Genomic DNA, 22,288 nt, shown 5'->3' with positions numbered 1-22,288 from the left:
GTACTTATAATAATTAATAAAATGTAAAAAATGAAAATGAATAATATTGACAATATATATAAATTATATTATACTACCTTAAGAATTAAATATTGATACTTTAAAATAGTCCCGAGAGGCTAAAAAGAATAGTTACATATTTTATTGATTTTAGTGTGTAGGCATCCTTTTATCTTTTTTGGGTAAAGGGATTTTTTATTAGCACAAATAACTGTAAAAAAAGTTATAAATAATATGTAAACATACAAGTGTCATTAGGTAATATTTTAAGACAGTGAGGTAAAGACAAAATGAAATTTAAAAAAATAGTAACACTTGCAATGGCAGGAATTATATCAACATCATTTTTAACTGGATGTGCTGGAAAATCAGAGAATGAAGGAAGCCAAAAGGATAAGTATACAGTTGCTATGATAACAGATGTTGCAGGGGTAAATGATCAATCATTTAATCAATCGGCATGGGAAGGTTTACAAAGAGCTAAAAAAGAACTAGGTGTAGAGGTTAAATATTTAGAATCAAAGCAAGATGCAGATTATGCAACAAATGTTGAAACACTAGTTGATGAAGAAGTGGATTTAATTGTAGGGGTAGGTTCTAAATTATCACAAACAATAGAAACTGCTGCAAAGGATTATCCGGAGCAAAAATTCTTAATGGTAGATGAAACATATGAAGAAATACCTTCAAATGTGAAATCAGTATTATTTAATGCAGAACAATCAGCTTACTTAGTAGGTTTAATAGCTGCTAAAATGAGTGAAACAAATAATGTAGGATTTATAGGTGGAATGCAACTTTCAGTTATAGATACTTTTAAATATGGATATATGGCTGGTGTAAAAACAGCAAACCCTGACTGTGAAATACAGTCACAATATGCAAACTCTTTTACAGATCAAGCAAAAGGAAAAGCTATAGCTAATCAAATGATGTCTAATAAAGCAGATGTAATATTTATAGCAGGTGGAGATGTTGGAACAGGTGCTATAGAAGCTATAAAAGAAGCTGGAAAATATGGAATAGGTGTAGATAGAGATCAAAGTGATTTAGCAGTTGATAATGTTTTAACTTCAGCTATAAAAAGAGTTGATGTTGGAATATTTGAAACAGTAAAAGATTTTGTTAACGGAAAATTTGAAGGTGGAACAGAAACAGTATATGGTTTAGAGGAAAATGCAGTAGGTATACCAGATACTACTAAAAATTTAGTTTCACAAGATGTATTAGATTATGTTAATGAACAAATGAAAAAATTACAAGATGGAGAAATAACAGTTCCAAAAACAAAAGAAGAATATAATAAATTTATAAAAAATTTATAAAAAATAGTTGACAATATTAAATAATAAAACTACTATTATATCAAATTAAAAATATAAGCGATGATAAGAACAAGTAGTAGTTAAAGGAAAAGTATACAGAAAGTAACCGGTTGATGAGAGGTGCATACTTATTTGATTGCGAATACATCTTTGAGCTTCGCACTGAAGAGCCTTGGCTTGGTAGGATGTGACGTATTCACACGTTATAGTGACAGAGTATTCCAATGAGTACTTGCAGAGGTGAGTAATGTGAATTACTCATAAATTAAGGTGGTAACGCGAGATAGCTCTCGTCCTTTTGGGGACGAGGGCTTTTTTTATTGGAAGAATTTTTTAATGCAGAACAAGCCACAAATAAAATGTGTGATAAATTTTAAGCTTAAAATACAGAATATTTTGAAAGAACTCATGAGAAATGAAATTATAGTAAACGTATTTTAATAAAGTAGTTGCAACCTTTATTAAAATACAATATACAAAAACATTAAAATTAATTAAAGGGGTAAAATAAAATGAATATACCATTAATAATTGTTATTTTATACGTAATAATGTTACTTGGAATTAGTGTTGTAGTATCAAGAAAATCTAAAAAAGATGGAGGAGAGGATTTCCTATTATATAAAAATAAAAATAGTACAATGGTTACAGCAGTTACAATAGCAGGTGTAGCAATAGGTGGAGCATCTACCATAGGTATAGCAGAAAATGCATTTTCAGTTGGTTTATCAGCAGGTTGGTACAATGTGGCTTGGGCTTTTGGAGCGGTCATAGCTAGTTTTACTATAGTTAAGAAATTAAGAAAATCAGGATTTAGTACAGTTACAAAATTAATTCAATCAGTATATGATGAAAAAGCAGGAGTAATGATGACAATAGCTATGATAATAATTCAATGTACGATTATAGCACTTCAATACATTGCAGGGGGATCAATATTATCAAGTTTATTACCAGATGTATTTGATATGAAAACTGCCACATTCTTTAGTTTCTTAATATTTATGTTAGTAGGATTTGTTGGAGGTATGGGATCAGCTAGTATAAGTAATATACTAAATATTTCCTTAATTTATATAGGTATAATAGTATCAGCAGTGATAGTTTTATTTAATCAAGGTGGATGGGAGGCTGCTACACAAATGGCAGCTAGCACACCAGATATTCCATATATGAGTTTAACTTCTGGAATGGGGATTCCAGCAATCATAGCCTGGATGATAGTTATGTGTGGTAATACAAATTCAGTACAAGGTGTGGTTCAAATAGGCTTAACTTCTAAAGATGATAAAAGTGCAGTAAATGGTTTTAGAATAGGGGCGCTTTTGATGATACCAATAGGGTTTATATGTGCTATGCTTGGAATAGCATCAAAAGCATTAATTCCTAATGTGGAAGCAACACAAGCACTTCCAATGATTATAATGAGTTTACCACCAGTTATGGCAGGACTTACTTTATCAGCTTTATGGGCTGCGGATATGTCAACAGCATGTTCTATGTTAATAGGGTGTTCTACAACAGTTAGTCATGATGTATTTTTTAAAACTAAAGCAGGAAGTAAATTAAAAGATAAATCTTTTATGATAAATAAAATAATAATACTATCAGTTGGGATTTTAACTTATATATTATCATCACAACTGGGAACTATACTAAGTGCTATGAAAGTATGTTTGTCTATGGCAATAGGGACTTCTATAATAGTAGTTGCAGGACTTTGGTGTCCTAAGTTTTCTAGTAAGAATGCAGGATTTTTTACAATATTAGCTTCATTATTTGCTGCAGTTGCATGGTTAGTATTACCTTCACTTCATGATATGTTTAAAGATATAGGGTACTGGATGATGGTAGTTAGTGGAATTACATTTATAGCTATAAGTTTAGTTGAAAAGAATAAAGTAATGGTAAGGGATGAAGAAAATATTATAGATAATTTAAATTTAGCTAGAAATAAATAAATTAAAAAATTTAAAAATTGTGTTGACAAAGATGAAAAATATAATTATTATTCAAAATATAAATTACAAAATATGGAAAAATAAAAGCGATGATAAGAAGTAGTAATAATTATATGAGGTAAACAGAAAGTAACCGGTTGATGAGAGGTGCAAACTAAGTTGATTATGAATTCATCTTTGAGCTTCACACTGAAGGGCATAGCTTGGTAGGATGTGACGTGATAACACACGTTATAGTGTTAGGGTATTCCAAGGAGTACTTATTGAGGCAAATAATGTGAGTTATTTGCAAACTAAGGTGGTAACGCGAGAAAAGCTCTCGTCCTTTTAAGGATGAGAGCTTTTTTAATTGTAAGGAAATTATATGTTATCTGTTCTGTGGATAAAGTATAATTTCCAACTTTGTTACTTGAGCAACGGGTGAAGCCGTTGGCGATATGAGCGGAGCAAATTTTTTATTGCGAAGAAACTATAGTCATATAGCTTATGTTTAACAAATTAATAAATAAGGAAACAGAATGATTATAAATATATATTACATAATATTCTGCAACTTATACAATATATAAAATTCAAATACTTGGGGGTAAAATATGAATACAGTAGAATTAAAATATGGAAAAGAAAAAGTAGCTATTAATTTACAGGGAGCAAAATCAGTAGAGATATTAAATGAACAACCAATGGATGAAATAAAAGATTTGAAAGAAGCTTTTATAAAAGGTATTACTACAGAAGTTGTAAATTCAAAACCATTAAATGAAATTATAAATAAAGATGATAAAGTAACCATAGTGATTAGTGACTTAACACGATTTTGGCAGAGACAAGATTTAATTTGTGAACAATTAGTAAACTATTTAACTGAAGAAGTAAAAGTAAAATATGAAAATATGGTAGTAGTTGTGGCTCTAGGAAGTCACAGAAAGCAAAGTGAAGAAGAACTTTGTAAGTTGGCATCTAAATCAGTTTATGACAAAGTAAAAGTTGTAAATCATGACTGTGATGCAGAGGATTTAATAAAAGTTGGAACGACTCCTTCAGGAACAGAAGTTTATGTAAATCCTCTAGTCGTGGGGAGAAAAGTAATAATGATAACAGGTACAGTTCACCATATAATGGCAGGATTTGGAGGAGGAAGAAAAAGTGTAATACCTGGAGTGGCAGGAAGACAAACCATAAGACAAAATCACATTCAAAGTTTAAGTAAAACAGAAAAAAGATCAGATCCACTAGTTGGAGCAAGACTTTTAAATCATAATCCAATAAACGAAGATATGAATGAAGCAGCAAAGCTTATAGATGTGGCTTTTGGAATAAATATAATTGTAAATTCTGATTCTAAGCATAGCAAACTAATATGTGGTGACTTCCATGATGCATGGTTAAAAAGTTGTAAATATGTAGATGCTGCTTATGGATTACCAATAAAAAAAGAAGCAGATATAGTAATTGCCAGTTGTGGAGGATATCCAAAAGATATTAACTTATATCAATCAACTAAATCATTATTTAACGCAAGCAGGGCAGTAAAAAAAGGAGGTACATTAATTTTACTTGCTGAGTGTAGTGAAGGTGGAGGAGCACCAGATTTCTTTAATTGGATTGACCCTTTAAAAAGAGGTGTTCTTGATGAAGAGCTAAGAGCAAACTTCACCATAGGAGGATATATATTCTATGCAGCTTGTGAAGCTATAGCAAAATCTAATGTTATGATGTTGAGTTCAATAGATAAAGGTGTAGTGAAAGATATGAAAATTACTGCTTCAGATAATCTTGAAGAGTTATTAAATAAAGTTGATTGTAAAAATAAAGATGTATATGTAATTCCATATGGAGGAAATGTGGTTCCATTATTGGAAGAAGATTAAATTAGGGGGAAGATATTATGAACATACCATTGATTATTGTGATTTTATATGTAGTTTTATTACTTGGAATAAGCCTAGTAGTTTCAAAAAAATCAAAAGAGAGTGGAGAAGATTTCTTATTATACAAAGGTAAAAATAATACTTTAATTACAGCTGTAACAATTTCAGGTCTTGCTATAGGGGGAGCATCTACCATAGGAATAGCAGAGAATGCTTTCTCTGTTGGACTTTCTGCAGGTTGGTATAATGTGACTTGGGCGTTTGGTGCAGTTATAGCAAGTACTTTTATTATAAAAAAATTCAGAGGTGCTGGTTACAGTACAATTACTAAGCTAATTGAATCTATTTATGATGAGAAAACTGGTATAATAATGACTTTGGCTATGATACTGATTCAATGCACGATTATAGCACTTCAATATATAGCAGGTGGATCAATACTTGCCAGCTTATTACCAGACGTATTTACAATGAAAAGCGCAACATTCTTCTCTTTCTTAATATTTATGCTAGTAGGATTTGTTGGAGGTATGGGATCAGCAAGTATAAGTAATATACTAAATATATCACTAATATACATTGGTGTAATAGTATCTTCTGTAGTAGTTTTGTTTAATCAAGGTGGATGGGAAGCAGCACAAGTTATGGCAGCTAGCACACCAGAAGTCCCTTATATGAGTTTAACTTCCGGTATGGGTGTGGCAGCAATAGTAGCTTGGATGATAGTTATGTGTGGTACAACCAACTCACTACAAGGAGTTATTCAAATAGGTTTAACTTCTAAGGATGACAAAAGTGCAGTAAATGGATTTAGAATAGGTGCATTAATAATGATACCGATAGGTTTTATGTGTGCAATGCTTGGTATAGCATCAAAAGCTTTAATTCCAGGAGTGGAGGCAACTCTTGCCCTACCAAAAATAATATTATCCTTATCACCAGTTATAGCAGGACTGACATTATCAGGACTTTGGGCAGCAGATATGTCAACAGCATGTTCCATGTTAATAGGATGTGCAACAACAGTTAGTCATGATGTGTTCTTCAAAACAAAATATGGTGAAAAGATGCAAGGTAAATCTTATATGATAAACAAAATAATAATACTAGTAGTGGGATTCTTAACTTATATATTATCATCACAACTGGGAACGATTTTAAGTGCTATGAAAGTTTCACTTTCTATGACAATAGGAATTGCCATAGTTGTAATAGCAGGAATTTGGTGTCCTAAATTTGTAAGTAAAAATTCAGGATTTCTTACAATTATATCTTCTGTAATGGTTGCTGGTGCTTGGTTAATATTCCCTCAATTAAAAATAATATTTAGTGATGTAGGTTACTTGATGCTATTAGTAACAGGAACTACTTTTGTAGTTAGTAGTATTTTAGATAGAAACAAAGTGACTGAATTAGAGAAAGGAAAAGTTTCTTATATATAAAATGAAAATAGAAATTATAGTATAAAAATAGAAAAGTTGGATATCATCTATTAATATGTAAAAATATACTATTAATAGGTGATATCTATAGAAATTTTCAATAGGAAATGATTTAAAAATTATGGATTTTTGTTTGATAGTTAACTATAATTAATAATGTAATTAAATAGTTATGGCTCATTAGCTTAGTTGGTAGAGCACCTGACTCTTAATCAGGGGGTCCTGGGTTCGAGTCCCAGATGGGTCACTTAAAAATCTCATTGATATATTATCAATGAGATTTTTCTTTATTTGACGAGATTTTTTTTTATTGTTACAATTGAGAAAAATAAAACAACAAGGGTGAAAGTATGATTTCAATAATAATTCCAATTTATAATGAAGAGAAAAATATTAGAAAAATTCAAGATAATTTATCTAAATTAAAAGGAAATTTTGAAGTAATATTTTGTGATGGAGGAAGCAGTGATAGAACTGTAGACTTAATAGATACTAGCTTTACTGTAATCAATTGCCCAAAGGGAAGAGCAAATCAGATGAACTATGGAAGTAAAATATCAAAAGGTGATGTACTATTTTTTTTTCATTGTGACAGTATAATAGAAGATGATGTAATTTTAAAAATTCAAGAAGAAATAAATAAAGGCTGTAAAGTTGGCTGTTTAAAATTAAAATTTGATAACGAAATAATATGGATGAAAGTTTGTGGTTATATGTCTAATCTAAGAGTTAAACTAAGAAAAATAGCCTTTGGAGATCAGGGTATATTTATAACAAAAGAACTATTTGAAGATATGGGTGGAATGCCTAATTTACCAATAATGGAAGACTTAGAGTTTTCATTAATGCTAAAAAGAAATAAATATTACTTTAAACAAATAGATAGCTATATAATAACTTCAGCTAGAAGGTTTTTAGACAAAGGTATTTTTAAGACAATGATCCAAATGCAAAAATTACAACTTCAATATTTATGTGGAAGAGATATAAATGAAATTAACAAAGAATATAGAGATATTAGGTGATTAGATGAGAGAGGCAATTATTATTTTTACAAGAGTTCCCATACCAGGGCAAACAAAGACAAGACTTCAAAGTTTCCTTACAAAAAATCAATGTGCTGAGATTCATAAAAACTTTTTAAAAGATATTAAACATATTTGTGAAAAATTAAAAAGAGATATTTTTATATTTTATACACCTGCAGACAAGGATAATGTGCTAAAAGGTATTTTTGGTGATAAATTCAAGTATAAAATACAAGAAGGAAACGATTTAGGGGAAAAGATGTATAATGCTATAGAATATGTATTAGGCAAAAAGTATAACGCGTGTATTTTAATAGGAACAGATATACCTTTTTTAAAAGAAGAAGACTTAAGAAAAGCATTTAAAGTTTTGAGAAAAAAGGATATTGTACTAGGTCCAACAGTAGATAAGGGATATTATTTAGTAGGAATGAAAAGACCAACTAAAGCAGTATTTGAAAATGTGGAATATGGTCATGGAAATGTACTAGATAATACAATAACTTCTATAAAAGGTTCAAATTTAACTTATGGATTAACTAATAGAAATGTTGATATAGATGAGAAAGAAGATTTATTTTATTTTTATAATGAAATAAAAAAAGAAAATGTAAGTAAAAATATGTACACATCAAAATTCATTATTAATATTATTGAGGAGTATGACGGAGAATGTTTACGATTAACGGTTTAGAAGAATATGTAAAAAGAGAAGAATTCTTGGAAGGATTAAAAATTCCTAAAGATAGTAAAGTTGATTTTCAGTTATTGGCACAAGGGGAGTATAATATAAACTATTTATTTACTCATCCAATAACAAAAGAAAAATTAATTCTTAGGGTGAATACAGAAAGTCAAATGGATTTAAGTGATCAAATTGAATATGAGTATAAATCATTATTACAATTAAAAGAAAGTAAAAGAACACCAATACCTTTATATGTAGATGGAAGTAAGAAACATATTGACTATGGAGTTTTAGTTATGAACTTCTTACCAGGTGTAGATTTAGATTATAAAAAAGATTTATATATAGCAGCCAACTGTTTAGCTGATATTCATAGTGTAGCTTTAGAAAAAAATACACATTTATTGTGTCCTAAAAATCCATTACAAGCAATAATCGATGAGTGTAAAACTATGGTACAAACTTATTATGATAGCCCTCTAGGAGATGAAGAAAAGAAAAATCAAATAAAGAGAATGCTCAAACTAGGGGAAGAAATGATAAAAAATACAGGTGAATATAAAGGAAGAAGATGCATCATCAATACAGAATTAAATTCAAGCAACTTCTTAATAAATGGTGAAAATAAAAATAACTATATAATAGATTGGGAAAAGCCAATACTAGGAGAACCGGCTCAAGATTTGGGTCACTTTCTTGCACCAACAACAACATTTTGGAAAACAGATGTTATTTTATCACAGGAAGAAATAGAAAAATTCACTAAAGAATATATAAAGGTTGTAGGTAATAGATTTGATACAAGTGATATAGAAGAAAGATTAAAATTATATCTACCGATAACTTGTTTGAGAGGTATTACTTGGTGTGCTATGGCTTGGGTACAATACAAAGATCCAAATAAATTAATAAGAAATGAGTTTACAGCTAAGAAGTTGGAAGATTATTTATCAAATGAATTCTTGGGTATGGCAGAAAATAGATATTTTAAAAATAATATATAACTGCACTTATAGAAAAAATCTATATAAGTCGACTTATATAGAAAAATACTATTAGAATAAAAAATATAGCCATGATAAAATAAATTTACCAAATCATATATAATTTAGGGAGAATAATATTCATGGAAGAAGTAAAAAGGAAAAAGAGTAATATATATGGGAAGTTAGCAATTATAATTTTAATAATAATTAGTATAGGAAGTTATTTTGTAATTCCAAGTGTTAAAACAACTTTTGATAATATTGTTATGATGTTTAAAAGTGGCGATTTTACAGTAGTTGGTGAATTTATTAAATCTTACGGGCCTTATGCTATGGTAATATCTTTTATGTTAATGATATTACAATCTATAGCAGCACCACTTCCTGCTTTTCTTATTACTTTTGCCAATGCAAATTTATTTGGGTGGTGGCAAGGTGCAATATTATCATGGACAAGTGCCATGGCAGGAGCGGCAGTTTGTTTCTTTATTGCCAGAATTTTAGGTCGTGATATGGCTGTAAAATTAACAAGTAAAAAAGGTATAGAGCAAGTTGATGAATTTTTAACTAGATATGGTAAGCAAAGTATATTAATAGCGAGACTTTTACCATTTATGTCTTTTGATATTGTAAGTTATGCAGCAGGACTTACAGGTATGGGATTTATGGGATTCTTTATAGCAACTGGACTTGGCCAGCTACCAGCAACAATAGTATACTCTTATGTGGGAGGAATGCTAACTGGTGGAGCTAAATTACTTGTAACAGGATTATTAATTTTATTTGCATTAACAACATTAATATTTTTAATGAAGCAAATTTATAGTGATAAACAAAAAAAGAAGAAATTTAATTAAAATAAATAGAAATTACTAATATCTCAAGGAGATTTTAAAATTCACCTTGAGATATTATTTTGTGATTACAGTAAGGAAGAAAATATGAAGAAAAATAATATTTTAAAAGCAAGTATTTTTGGAACTATAATTTTAGTCATAATTATTTTGAATAATCATTATGGATGGTCTGCTTATATAAGTGATACTAAAAATTTAGATTTTGTAAAACAGATGGTAAATGATAATATGTTACTTGCCATAAGCATTTATATAATTTTAACTATAATAGGATGCGTTGTACTTGCAATTCCAGGGGTTACTTTTGCAGTTTTTGCAGGAATTTTATTTGGACCAGTACTAGGAGTATTTGCATGTTTGATTGCTACAACTTTAGGTGCATCTATGGCATTTATAGTGAGTAGATTTTTCTTGAAGGATATGATAAAACCTATGTTGGAAAAAAATAAAACATTGAAAAAACTTCTGTTTAGTGACAATGACAAAAGTGATTTAATAATTTTAATGATTACTAGAATGGTGCCCATATTTCCATACAACTTGCAAAACTTTGCCTATGGAATAACAGATATGGGATTTTGGAAATATACAATATATACGTTTGTTTTTATGTTTCCGGGGGTATCCTTTTTTACGATAGGTTCTGCAGGACTTACAGCAGGTGATAACAAATGGAAATATTTTATAATAGCAGGAGTACTAGCCGTAATTGTTACTTTTGCAGGCATATTTATTCAAAAAAAATATCTAGGAAATAATAAAGAGGTATTAAGAAATGAAAGATAAGACACAAAATTGTATTCATTGTAACTTATGTACTAAAAATTGTGATTTCTTAAAAAAATATAATATGGATCTAAAAGAATTTTCAAAAAGAGAAGATTTGGCTTATAATTGCTTTCTTTGTGGAAAGTGCAAAACAGTTTGTCCTAAAGATATTGATGGAAAAGAAATTGCCTTAAGTATGAGAAAAGAGCAGGTCAAAAGAAATAGTAATGTTATAGTAGATAAGGATTATAATATGCTTTTAAAAGAAAAAAATCCTTATATCTTTGCTAATTATAAAAACTCAAATAAAAAATCTGTATTATTTCCAGGATGTAACTTTGTGTCATTCTTTCCTAAAACAGGAAAAGAACTTATAGATAAACTTAAAAAATATGATATTGGTGTGATCTTTGATTGTTGTCAAAAACCAATATATGAACTAGGTTTAAATGAAGATGCAGATAGGAATTTACAATCTTTAAAAAATAAAATAAAAGAAGCTAATATTGAGGAAATTATAGTAGTATGTCCAAATTGTTATTATTTTTTAGGTAAAAAACTAGATGTAAAGATAATAACTATTTATGAGAAATTAAAAGAACTTAATTTGGGACAAGGTATAAAAGATGAAAATATTCCAATTTATTATCCTTGTCCAGATAGAGAAGATAAATTATTCTTCAAGACAATAGAACCTTTTATAGAAGGTGAAATAAAAAACTCATTTAAAGATACACAGTGCTGTGGCCTGGGAGGGTGTGCCAGCTCAAAAGAAAGTGAAATTTCAACAAAGTTTGCAAAATCCGTATCTTTAGTAGGAGAAGAAAAACTATTTACTTATTGTGCTTCTTGTGTGGGAAACTTTAAAAGAAAAGGTTTTTTAAATTCATATCATATATTACCCTTAATCTTAGGCATAAAAGAAGAAGTGCCCTTGGGTATGAAGTCTTTATTTAACAGGGCTAGTTTTAAATTTAAAAAATAAAATATATTATGCAAAAAAATAAGGAGTGGACAGATGAAAAAAATTATAGCAATTTTAATGACAGTTATGATGATGTTATCTATGGTAGCGTGTGGAAAAAGTAATAATACTGCTACAAATGTGGACAACATGAAGTGGGAAGAGATATTAGAAGAAGCAAAAGGCAGCACAGTTACATTTTATGGATGGGGTGGAGACGAAGAGCTAAATGCTTGGTTAGATGATGTCTTTGCACCAAAAATGAAAGAAAAATACGACATAACAATGGAAAGAGTACCAATGGATATAGACCAAGTTCTTAGCCAGCTATCAGGAGAAATACAAGCTGGTGAAGAAGATGGAAGTATAGATATGATATGGATAAATGGTGAAAACTTTAAGTCAGCTAAAGAAAACAATATGCTTTATGGAGCTTTCTTAGATAAACTTCCAAATGCAGAGAAATATCTTGATTTAGATGCAGATGAAAATAAATATGATTTTGGTTTCCCAACTGAAGGATACGAAGCACCTTATGGAAAAGCACAATTAGTATTTATGCATGACAGTTCAGTTACAAAAGACGCACCAGCAAGCACAGAGGAATTATTAGAGTTTGCAAAAGCAAATAAAGGTAAAGTTACATATCCTGCATTACCTGATTTTACAGGAAGTGCATTTGTTCGTAATGTAATATACGATATAGTTGGTTATGAGCAATTCCAAGATATGAAAGAAGATAAAGAAACGGTTAAAAAAGCTATACAGCCAGCTCTTGATTATTTAGTTGAATTAAATAAGTACTTATGGAACGAAGGAAAATCATTCCCAGCAGACTCAACACAATTAGACAATATGTTTAAAGATAATGAAGTAGTAATGAATATGACTTATACAGCTTATGCAGTTGCAAGAGGAATAGAAAATGGAAGTTATACTGATACTACAAAAACATTCTTATTTGATAAAGGGACAATAGGAAATACAAACTACATGGCAATAGCTAAAAATAGTGGAAATAAAGCTGGAGCAATGGTCGCTATAAATGAAATGATAAGTACAGAAGTACAAGCATCTAGACTTGAAAAGTTAAAAACTATACCTGTAGTTGATAATGCTAAGTTAACTGATGAAGAAAAAGCTGAATTTGATAAAGTTGATATAGGAAAAGGTACAATACCTCAAGATGAACTATTATCAAAAAGACTTCCTGAAATGCCAGCAGGTTTAGTTCCAATAATTGAAGAAATATGGTTAGAAGAGGTTGTTGGAAAATAATGAAAAAGAAATATACGCCTTATATTTTATTAATACCACAAATATTACTTTTATTAATATTTTTAATAGGGCTTATTAATGGAATCACCCAAAGTTTTGGGGTGATTCCTACTTTTGGTTTAAGAGAGCCCACATTAAAATACTATACAGAGGTACTTTCATCACCTCAGATGAAATCTTCAATTATGTTTAGTTTATATATTGCATTTACATCATCAATATTTTCCGTTGTAATTGGAACCTTAATTTGTATGATTATAGTAATGAATAAAAAAACTAAATGGTTCTATGAAAAATTAATTGAAATTCCTATCGTAGTTCCACATATAGTTGTGGCTATTTTTATATTAAATATTTTTTCGAAAAGTGGACTTATATCAAGAACTTTAGCATCTATTGGTGTTATTTCTTCACAGGATCAGTTTTTTAATTTAATTTATGATAAATATGGGATAGGAATAATGCTAGCTTATTTATGGAAGGAGATACCTTTTATAATTTATTTTGTATTATCTATTATGTCAAATATTAATGGTAGTTTAGGAGAGGCAGCTATAAACTTAGGTGCTAGCAAGTGGCAAACATTTAAAAAAGTAACACTACCTTTATGTAGAAATACGATTTTAAGTGGATTTCTAATCATATTTGTATTTTCTCTGGGAGCTTATGAAATACCTCAATTATTAGGTCCAACACTACCTAAGGCTTTACCTGTTCTTTCTTATATTCAATATATACACCCAAATTTACAGAACAGGCCATATGCCATGGCCCTAAATGGAATAATAATTATAATTTCTTTAATATCTGCAATTATTTATTATAATTTAATAAAAAGTAACATACCATCAATGAAAGAAAAGTAGGTGATAAGGTGAAGAAAAACAAAATTAATAAGATTATATTAATTATAATGAGTATATGTATAATATTACCTATATTAAACTTAATAATATGGTGTTTTACAGAAAGATGGGCTTGGCCAGATTTATTACCTCAGACATATTCCTTAAGAGCAATAAATGAAATTTTTTCACGAAAAGATGAAATGTGCAAACTTTTCATGTCTAGTATAATACTTTCTTTCATAGTTGCAATACTATCTGTAATTATTGGACTAATGACTGCTAGAGCTTTTGTTTTTTATGATTTTAAATTGAAAAAACAACTTTACTTTTTGACATTATTGCCATTTTTAATACCATCAACAGTATTTGCCATGGGAATACATGTAATATTTATAAAGTGGGGACTAAGCAATAGTATACTAGGAGTTATTATTGTTCACTTAATTTATTCTCTACCTTATGCAACAAGACTTCTTATGGATGGAACAATAGCTGTAGGTAATAAATTAGAAGAACAAGCTAAGGTACTTGGAGCAACATCACTTCAAGCTTTTACTAAAACCACCTTGCCTATTTTGTCGCCAGTGATTTTATCATCACTTAGCATGTCATACATAGTATCTTTTAGTCAGTATTTTTTAACACTGCTAATAGGAGGCGGAAAAGTTAAAACATTTGCCATAGTTATGTTTCCTTATTTATCTGGAGGAGATAGAAACATGGCATCAACATATTCTTTAGTATTTTTAGGGATAACAATAATAATATTTAGTATATTCCAAGTGGCAGTTTCTAAAATTAACAAAAATATAAGCAGTGACTTCTATGGAGTATAGAAAATAGGTGAAATAAATGAGTTTAAAATTAGAAAATATAAGAGTGAGCATGGGAGGACATGAGATCCTTCATAATATAAATTTAAATATAAACAAGGGAGAATTTATTTCTCTTTTAGGTCCTTCAGGTTGTGGAAAAAGTACCTTGCTAAAAGCTATAGCAGGGCTAAATGATTTGCAAGAAGGAAAAGTAATTTTATTTAATAAAGAAATTCAAAATATATCTCCTGAGAAAAGAGGAACAGTAATAGTTTTTCAAGATTTAAGGTTATTTCCTCACTTATCAGTAGAAAAAAACATTGCATTTGCCATGAATTTAAACAAGGTAAATAAGCAGGAGCAAAAAGAAGTAGTAAAAAAGCTACTTAAAGATGTTCAATTAGAAGGATTTGAAAATAGAAAAATAAAAGAACTATCAGGAGGACAAATGCAAAGGGTTGCTCTTGCTAGAGCATTAGCTGCGAAACCCAATATATTGCTTCTTGATGAGCCATTTTCAGGTTTAGATGAAAAATTAAGAATTGAAATGGGACAGCTAGTAAAAAAACTTCAAAGAGAAAAACATATGACTATGATACTAGTTACACATGATAAAAATGAAGCATTACAACTTTCTGATAGGATTGCTATTATGATGCACGGAGATATTATTCAATATGATAAGCCATATAATATGTATACTTCACCTATATCAAAAGAAGTAGCTGACTATTTTGGTAAAAATAATTATTTTACTGGAAAAGTTGAGAATAAGATATTTAAATGTGAGTATTTTGAGTTAAAATGTGATGAGAAAGATGGGAATTATGAAGCTATGATTAGACCATCTAGCATTATTTTAGATGATAATAAAAATGATTTTCAAATTAAAGAAATTAATTACTTAGGTGACTTTGTGGAAATTCTTTTAAGTAAAGATAAAAAAGAAATTTTAGTTAAAACAAGTGCGGATATATTAAATAAGGACGACTTTAAAGAAGGTAATAAAGTTGGAATAATAATAAAAGAAGAAGAGATTACTTATTTTGAAAGTTAGATTTTAATTTTGAATATAAATTAATTGAATTGAATAAATATTAAAATTGAAAGAGGACAAATAATGAAAAATGTAATATTTGACTGTGATAATACTTATGGGGTACCAGATTGTGATGTGGATGATGGACTTACATTAATATATTTACTGGGAAATAAAAATGTAAACTTATTAGGAGTAACTACAACTTATGGAAATAACAAGGTGGAAGTAGTTTATCCAAATACTTTAAAAATGATAAAAAAATTAAAAGTAGAAAAACTACCAGTTCTGGAAGGTGGGAAAAATCCACAGGATTTAGATAATGAAGCAAGTGATTATTTAGTTGAAATGGCAAATAAATATGAGAGAGAGTTATCAATACTGGCAACAGGTTCTTTAACTAATCTTTATGGAGCGTATTTAAAAGATAATACTTTTTTTGATAAAGTAAAAGAGATAGTATTAATGGGAGGGATAACTGAGCCTTTAATATTTGCCAAAAGACAAATGGATGAGCTAAACTTCTCTTGTGATCCAATGGCAACATATACAGTTTTGACTAAGGGTAAAAATGTTTCAGTAATCACAGGAAACAACTGTCTGAAAGTTCTTGTAACTAGAGAAGATTATGAAAGAGAGTTAAATGATTGCTCAAATCCAATAGTACCATATATAAAAAACAGTACAGATTATTGGTTTGATTACAATTTAGATAAGTTTGGAATAGATGGGACTTATAACTGGGACGTTACGGCGGCATCTTATTTGATGCATCCTGAATTTTTCAAAGATGATATATATAAAATGAAGTTAAGAGTAGAAGATTTAAAAAGAGGATTCTTAAATATTGATGAAGATAATAATTGTGTGTTGAATCTTCCTATAATAGATAATGAAAAGCTTTATAATAAAGATATTTATGATACATGGAAAAGTGTGAAAATATAAAATTTGAGGGGAATTATTAAACTATGGGGATTTTTGAACATGCTACAAATAATTTGAGTTTTAGGATAGATCTTGGAATATTTGCAATTAATATGATTTTTATCTTTCCGGGAATTCTTTTTTTAGCAACTCTTTATTTAGTTTTTAAGCTTTGGATTTCAGATATAATACTTAAGTTTTTAATGGAGATTTTTACAGGTGAGATTGTAGATATAAAAGAGTATCCTAAAAAAGATAGAAATAGGATGAATAGATATATTAGTGTTGGGCTAATATTGATGCTTATTATACCGTTCATACTAGCTTGTTTATCATTAGATACTAATAATATTTTATATTATATTATTGAAATTACTGTATCCATTGTAACTGTTGGATTAGTTTATAGAAATATAAAAAAATTAAAAAATAAATCTTAATTAGTGATGAAATTATTAACTAATAATTAAAAAATCAACTTGTGGTTAAATTATTTTACATTTTCTTTAACTATGCCTCCATTGTTTGTGTATTTGTATAAAGTTATAATAAAAATATAAGATCTTATTAATAAACTATAAAACGGGAGATAAATATGAAACTAGAAATAGGTCAAGTCATATATAAATTAAGAAAAGAAGAGAATTTAACCCAAGAAGATTTAGCAAAGGCAGTAGGAGTATCCACTGCAGCTGTATCGAAATGGGAAAGTAATAGTTCTTATCCAGATATTACTTTATTACCATCCATAGCAAGGTTTTTCAATACTTCCATAGACCAACTTTTAAATTACGAAAAAGATATTACTAATGAAGAAGTAATGGAAATAGTAAAAAAGTGTGCATCATTATTTGAAAAAGATACAGTGGAAAATGTCATAAAGTCATGTGAGGGTTATATAAAAGAATATCCCAACAATATATTTTTGAAATTTAGGATTGCTTCTTTGTATATGATGTCAATTCCAAGTGCAAAAGATGAAGATGAAGCCAAGGTTATGTTAAATAAATCCATAGAATTATTTGAAGAATGTGCAAAAAGCAGTGAAGTAGAAATAAGTGAAGTTTCTAAGTATAGTTTAAGTTCTTTATATTCTATGAATGAAGATTTTAAAAAGGCGGAAGAGGTTTTACTAAGTTTGCCGAAAATGACAGCGAATAGAGATGATATGCTAGTAGGTTTATATATTAATCAAAATAAAAAAGATGAAGCAATAGAACTTTTAAGAACGTTAACTTATAAGAAATTAAGTAGTTTAAAAATGTCTCTAGACAGCTATGTAAGTTTATTTGCACAAGAAAAAGATTATAATAAAGCAAAAGAGGTTCTTAAACTTGAGGATAAGCTAATAGATATTTTTCAAGTGGATAGTGTATATGGAGTAAGCAACAATCTTATGTATGGAGAGCTATATGCTAAGGAGAAAAATATTAAAAAAACTTTAGATCATATTGAAAAATTATTGGAATGCTATGAAATGGATTTTACTTTTGATAATCATTTATTGTTTGATAAATTAGAGCTATTTTCTGGTGTTCATTCTAAAACATATCTTCTTGTAAATTTGAAAAAGTTATTACTAGATGATAAGTATGATTTTTTAAGAGAAGATAAAAGATTTAATGATATATTGAGTAAATTGGAGGAAATATCTAATTAATCTTAATAGGGATTAAATAATAGTTATGTAATTTAAGTTTATATAATTTTCTTTACATTGAATACAAACTCTGCTATCATTTAAATCAAATAAAAAATTTGATTTGCTCAAAACTAAATACTTCTTATCCAGAGAGGTGGAGGGAAAGGCCCTGTGAAACCCAGCAACCAGTATATATTAATATACAATGGTGCTAAGTCCTGCAGCAATTATGCTGAAAGATAAGTATAAATTATAGCCTACAAAGCCTGAGTTTATACTCAGGCTTTTTTGATATTTAAATAAGATGGTTGGAAAATCACATGGCAACCATGCAGTGGCTTAAAATTTCATATCGTCCACGCAGTGCTTAAAGTGGGATTAAAAGGAATGGTTGGATGAAGGAGTAAAGATATTATCAAGGGGGATATAAATATGAAAATAGCAATACTTGGATATGGAACAGTGGGAAAAGGTCTAGTAGAAATGATAGATAGCAATAAAGGAAAAAGAAATATAGAAATAGCAAGTATTTTAGTAAGGGACAAAAATAAGTATAAAAGTTCAAAATATGAACATTTAATAACAGAGGATATAGAAGAAGTATTTAATAAAGAGTTTGATATATTAGTAGAGCTTATAGGTGGTTTAAATCCTGCTTATAAATATATAAAAAGAGCTTTGGAAAGTAAAATAAACGTGGTTACTGCAAACAAAGATATGCTGGCAGAATATGGTGACAAGCTTGTGAAAATAGCAAAAGAAAACAATGTTAGTTTAAGGTTTGAGGCATCAGTAGGTGGAGGTATTCCTGTGCTTAAGCCACTTATAGAGTCATTGGAAGGAAATTTGATAGAAAGTATGTATGCAATTTTAAATGGAACTACAAACTATATACTTAGTAAAATGTATGATGAAAATTTATCTTATGAAGAAGTTTTAAAAGAAGCTCAAGAGTTGGGATTTGCAGAAGCTAATCCAGAATCAGATGTACAAGGTTATGATGCTGCAAGAAAATTATCTATTTTATCAACATTAGCTTATGATAGAAGAGTGTATTGGAAGGATTTCTATTTGGAAGGCATTTCTAATATAGATAGGAAGGATATTTATTATGCTAAGAAGTTGGGATGTAAGATAAAGTTGGTAGGTCAAAGTAAGTTAAATGATAAAAAAGTTAGTGGATTTGTAAGACCAGTTCTTGTGGATAATAATAGTCTACTTTCAAGAATCGATAATGAGTACAATATAGTAGTTTTCAATGTAGACTCTGTAGGTGAGGTTTCTTTTGTAGGAAAAGGAGCAGGGAAAGAGCCTACAGGAAGTGCAGCCTATGCTGATGTAATAGATATTTTTGACAAAAGAGTATGCAATATTGATTCATTTACAAAAGAAAAAATAGAGGTGGAAAAAATTATAAATCATAATTGTGAGGCTTTATTAAGATTTAAATCACCTAAAAAAGATAAAATTATAGAACTTATAAATGATTGTGTATATGAACATGAAGTGATAGATTCCAATGAGGAAGAATTGGCAGTAATGGTTTCTGTGGATTCTGAACATGAAATAAATAATGTTTTATGTTTTATAAATAATAAGGGATACTGTAAAGAATGCACAAGATTAATAATAATAATATAATATGGTCCATATTTGTGATATTATAATAATGAATGAAATCTAAATAAAATAATTAATTTAGAGTTAATATAAAAATGATAAAAATAAATTAACAATTATAATGAGTTATTTTGATATGGAGGGAGAGCCTACAAATGATAAAAGAGCAAATAAGGGATCAACTTATAAAAGGATTAATTGATGACAATGTTATAGATTTATTTCAACGTAATATGATGCCTCTTAATCAACTTATGTCTTATTATCGTTGTGCAATTATGGAAGTGGAAACAAAATTCAAAGTATTAAATGAACAATTTTCCCTTCAATATGATAGAAATCCAATAGAAACAATAAAATCTAGACTAAAGTCACCAGAAGGAATAGTTAAAAAATTAAAGCGAAAAGGCTATCCTTTTTCTCTAGAATCAATAGAAAAAAATATAAATGATATTGCAGGGATAAGGGTTATTTGTTCCTTCCCAGAAGATATATATTTACTGGCAGAATGTTTATTGCAACAAGATGACATAACTTTAGTAGAAGTGAAAGACTATATAAAAAATCCTAAGGAAAGTGGATATAGAAGTCTACATCTGATTATAGAAGTGCCGATTTTCTTAGAAAATGAAAAGAAAAATATGAAAGTGGAAGTTCAACTAAGAACTATCGCAATGGATTTTTGGGCAAGTTTGGAGCATAAATTACGTTATAAAAAAGATATACCTGAAGATGAGGCAGACTTCTTAGCTAGAGAGTTAGTAGAATGTGCGAAAATTAGTGCAGATTTAGATAATCGTATGGAGCAAATAAGAAATAGAATATTAGTAAATAGTTAGTAATTTAAGTCATATGGATTTACGTCCATATGACTTTTTTAATTGTAAGGCAAATTAATACAAAAATTTATTTAGTATTTGTTATAAAAAAGTTATACTTATATTATTACTTAAAAAAATGTAAAAAAATGTAGAAATAATAAGGAGAGACATATGAAATTATTTAAGACAAACAAATTTAAATCATTATTATTAGTAGGAGCATTGTCTTTATCATTATTCTTTGGAGGATGTTCTAGTGCTACAGGTACATTAAGTACAATAACTGGATCTAACACCACTCAGGAAACAAATGATAATTCTGTGCCAAAGGGATCAGCAGAGGCTTCTGTAGAAAGAGTGATTGATGGTGATACAGTAAAGGTGAAATTAAAAGATTCTGGAGAAACAGTTAGTTTAAGATTATTGCTAGTAGACACACCAGAATCAGTTAAGCCAGGTGTGGATCCACAGCCATATTCAATAGATGCATCAAATTTTGCCAAACAGTCACTTAAAGCAGGAGAAAAAGTATATCTAGAATATGATAATGGAGACAAAACTGATAAATATAATAGACATTTATGTTATTTATGGTTTTACAGCAAAGAAGATAAAAGTTGGAAAATGTTCAATGAAAGTCTTATAGAGAAAGGATTTGCAAGAGTTGGATATATTTATTCTCAAAAAAGACATCTAGACACTTTATATGCTGCTCAGGATAAAGCCAAGGCTAAGAAATTAAATATATGGTCAGTAGACGGATATGTTACAGACAAAGGATTTGATGTAGATGCATATAACAAAGGTGGAGGGGCAACATCAACTTCAACTTCAAATAGCTCTAATAATAATACAAACCAAAGTAATGTTAATGAAATTGTATATGCCAACGGAGGTAATTCAAGTTCAAATAAATATCATTTATCTAGAGATGCTCATGGGATGAAGGGTGCTATTAAAATGACTGAATCAAAAGCTAAATCTCAAGGGTATGAAGCATGTGGATTATGCTATTAAAAGGCTATAAAAAAATAAAATTATAAGATAAAAAATATATAAATTTAAAATGGACTCTAGATTTTTGTAAGCATAAACCTAGAGTCCATTTATAATGATTATTTATTAGTTAATAGTTCAATACCTTTTTCTATAAAGGTGATAACATCTTCTCTAGTTGAGTATTCAGCAGAACTATTGAAAATATTATCAAAGAAAGTATTAAAATTGATAATAATATCTTTATTTATAAATTTAAAATATAAAGAATCTTTAGCATCGTCTTTTAAAGTAAAGCAAGATTGGTTACTTAATAAAATTGAGTTATCCAAGTCTGATATGGATATAAAATCATTATCATCTTCAATAAATCTTATTTCAAAGAGTTCATTTGTTTTAAGTATATTTATTA

Annotated in this window: 21 protein-coding genes, 1 tRNA gene, 1 riboswitch and 2 other annotated features; of the genes, 21 read left to right on the top strand and 1 reads right to left on the bottom strand. The window is 28.8% G+C overall.

All coding sequences use genetic code 11. The annotated features are described in order from the left end of the window. Positions 1 to 290 precede the first annotated feature (290 nt). From QX51_RS10870 to QX51_RS10770, 21 genes are all read left to right on the top strand, one after another. Positions 291 to 1,325 (top strand): BMP family lipoprotein, encoded by a 1,035-nt coding sequence (locus QX51_RS10870; RefSeq protein ID WP_039679944.1) that lies wholly within the window; start codon positions 291 to 293, stop codon positions 1,323 to 1,325. A gap of 51 nt (positions 1,326 to 1,376) precedes the next feature. After that, positions 1,377 to 1,626: a binding site (T-box leader), on the top strand. A gap of 211 nt (positions 1,627 to 1,837) precedes the next feature. Next, the gene (locus QX51_RS10865; RefSeq protein ID WP_039679943.1) at positions 1,838 to 3,286 is read left to right on the top strand and encodes a sodium:solute symporter family protein; all 1,449 of its coding nucleotides are present in this window, start codon (positions 1,838 to 1,840) and stop codon (positions 3,284 to 3,286) included. A gap of 80 nt (positions 3,287 to 3,366) precedes the next feature. Then, positions 3,367 to 3,616, top strand: a binding site (T-box leader). A gap of 263 nt (positions 3,617 to 3,879) precedes the next feature. After that, positions 3,880 to 5,157 (top strand): nickel-dependent lactate racemase family protein, encoded by a 1,278-nt coding sequence (locus tag QX51_RS10860; RefSeq protein WP_039679942.1) that lies wholly within the window; start codon positions 3,880 to 3,882, stop codon positions 5,155 to 5,157. A 17-nt stretch (positions 5,158 to 5,174) separates the two neighbouring features. Next, positions 5,175 to 6,599, top strand: coding sequence for a sodium:solute symporter family protein (locus tag QX51_RS10855; protein ID WP_039679941.1), 1,425 nt, complete (start codon positions 5,175 to 5,177; stop codon positions 6,597 to 6,599). A 174-nt stretch (positions 6,600 to 6,773) separates the two neighbouring features. Next, positions 6,774 to 6,846 (top strand) — tRNA-Lys (locus QX51_RS10850). A gap of 103 nt (positions 6,847 to 6,949) precedes the next feature. Beyond that, positions 6,950 to 7,624 (top strand): TIGR04283 family arsenosugar biosynthesis glycosyltransferase, encoded by a 675-nt coding sequence (locus tag QX51_RS10845; RefSeq protein ID WP_039679940.1) that lies wholly within the window; start codon positions 6,950 to 6,952, stop codon positions 7,622 to 7,624. Between the two features lie 4 nt (positions 7,625 to 7,628). Beyond that, a complete protein-coding gene (locus QX51_RS10840) occupies positions 7,629 to 8,321 on the top strand; it encodes a TIGR04282 family arsenosugar biosynthesis glycosyltransferase (protein ID WP_052233005.1) in 693 nt (230 codons plus the stop codon). After that, positions 8,300 to 9,319 carry a phosphotransferase gene (locus QX51_RS10835; protein WP_039679939.1) on the top strand — a complete coding sequence of 340 codons (1,020 nt, stop codon included), beginning with the start codon at positions 8,300 to 8,302 and terminating at the stop codon, positions 9,317 to 9,319. Before QX51_RS10840 ends, QX51_RS10835 begins: the two co-directional genes overlap by 22 nt. A 122-nt stretch (positions 9,320 to 9,441) precedes the next feature. Then, positions 9,442 to 10,158, top strand: a complete 717-nt coding sequence (locus QX51_RS10830; RefSeq protein ID WP_039679938.1) for a TVP38/TMEM64 family protein — start codon at positions 9,442 to 9,444, stop codon at positions 10,156 to 10,158. 84 nt (positions 10,159 to 10,242) lie between these two features. Further along, positions 10,243 to 10,944 (top strand): TVP38/TMEM64 family protein, encoded by a 702-nt coding sequence (locus QX51_RS10825; protein WP_039679937.1) that lies wholly within the window; start codon positions 10,243 to 10,245, stop codon positions 10,942 to 10,944. Beyond that, positions 10,934 to 11,911 (top strand): heterodisulfide reductase-related iron-sulfur binding cluster, encoded by a 978-nt coding sequence (locus QX51_RS10820; RefSeq protein WP_039679936.1) that lies wholly within the window; start codon positions 10,934 to 10,936, stop codon positions 11,909 to 11,911. The genes QX51_RS10825 and QX51_RS10820 overlap by 11 nt, the downstream gene beginning before the upstream one ends. Before the next feature lie 33 nt (positions 11,912 to 11,944). Further along, positions 11,945 to 13,168 carry an ABC transporter substrate-binding protein gene (locus QX51_RS10815; RefSeq protein ID WP_039679935.1) on the top strand — a complete coding sequence of 408 codons (1,224 nt, stop codon included), beginning with the start codon at positions 11,945 to 11,947 and terminating at the stop codon, positions 13,166 to 13,168. Further along, entirely contained in the window at positions 13,168 to 14,034 is an 867-nt protein-coding gene (locus QX51_RS10810) for an ABC transporter permease (protein WP_039679934.1), read from the top strand. The genes QX51_RS10815 and QX51_RS10810 overlap by 1 nt, the downstream gene beginning before the upstream one ends. A gap of 8 nt (positions 14,035 to 14,042) precedes the next feature. Beyond that, the gene (locus QX51_RS10805; protein ID WP_330376069.1) at positions 14,043 to 14,852 is read left to right on the top strand and encodes an ABC transporter permease; all 810 of its coding nucleotides are present in this window, start codon (positions 14,043 to 14,045) and stop codon (positions 14,850 to 14,852) included. 16 nt (positions 14,853 to 14,868) lie between these two features. Beyond that, a complete protein-coding gene (locus tag QX51_RS10800) occupies positions 14,869 to 15,888 on the top strand; it encodes an ABC transporter ATP-binding protein (RefSeq protein WP_039679932.1) in 1,020 nt (339 codons plus the stop codon). A gap of 63 nt (positions 15,889 to 15,951) precedes the next feature. Continuing rightward, complete coding sequence (locus QX51_RS10795; protein WP_039679931.1) at positions 15,952 to 16,818, top strand: nucleoside hydrolase; 867 nt, start codon at positions 15,952 to 15,954, stop codon at positions 16,816 to 16,818. A 23-nt stretch (positions 16,819 to 16,841) separates the two neighbouring features. Next, positions 16,842 to 17,237, top strand: coding sequence for a hypothetical protein (locus QX51_RS10790; RefSeq protein ID WP_039679930.1), 396 nt, complete (start codon positions 16,842 to 16,844; stop codon positions 17,235 to 17,237). Positions 17,238 to 17,392: 155 nt separating this feature from the next. Beyond that, positions 17,393 to 18,457, top strand: a complete 1,065-nt coding sequence (locus tag QX51_RS10785) for a helix-turn-helix domain-containing protein (RefSeq protein ID WP_039679929.1) — start codon at positions 17,393 to 17,395, stop codon at positions 18,455 to 18,457. A gap of 121 nt (positions 18,458 to 18,578) precedes the next feature. Further along, a riboswitch (SAM riboswitch) is annotated at positions 18,579 to 18,685 on the top strand. 186 nt (positions 18,686 to 18,871) lie between these two features. Beyond that, the gene (locus QX51_RS10780; RefSeq protein WP_039679928.1) at positions 18,872 to 20,080 is read left to right on the top strand and encodes a homoserine dehydrogenase; all 1,209 of its coding nucleotides are present in this window, start codon (positions 18,872 to 18,874) and stop codon (positions 20,078 to 20,080) included. A gap of 134 nt (positions 20,081 to 20,214) precedes the next feature. Then, on the top strand, positions 20,215 to 20,898 hold the full coding sequence (locus QX51_RS10775) for a GTP pyrophosphokinase (protein WP_039679927.1): 684 nt from the start codon (positions 20,215 to 20,217) through the stop codon (positions 20,896 to 20,898). 153 nt (positions 20,899 to 21,051) lie between these two features. Beyond that, positions 21,052 to 21,897 carry a thermonuclease family protein gene (locus QX51_RS10770; protein WP_052233004.1) on the top strand — a complete coding sequence of 282 codons (846 nt, stop codon included), beginning with the start codon at positions 21,052 to 21,054 and terminating at the stop codon, positions 21,895 to 21,897. Positions 21,898 to 21,995: 98 nt separating this feature from the next. Here the strand turns inward: QX51_RS10770 and QX51_RS20675 are convergent. Continuing rightward, positions 21,996 to 22,288 (bottom strand): hypothetical protein (locus QX51_RS20675; RefSeq protein ID WP_039679926.1); only part of this gene is annotated, 293 nt, incomplete at its 5' end.

It is taken from the genome of Terrisporobacter othiniensis, assembly GCF_000808015.1.
Lineage (GTDB): Bacteria > Bacillota > Clostridia > Peptostreptococcales > Peptostreptococcaceae > Terrisporobacter > Terrisporobacter muris.
This window is presented reverse-complemented; position numbering and strand designations above follow the sequence as displayed.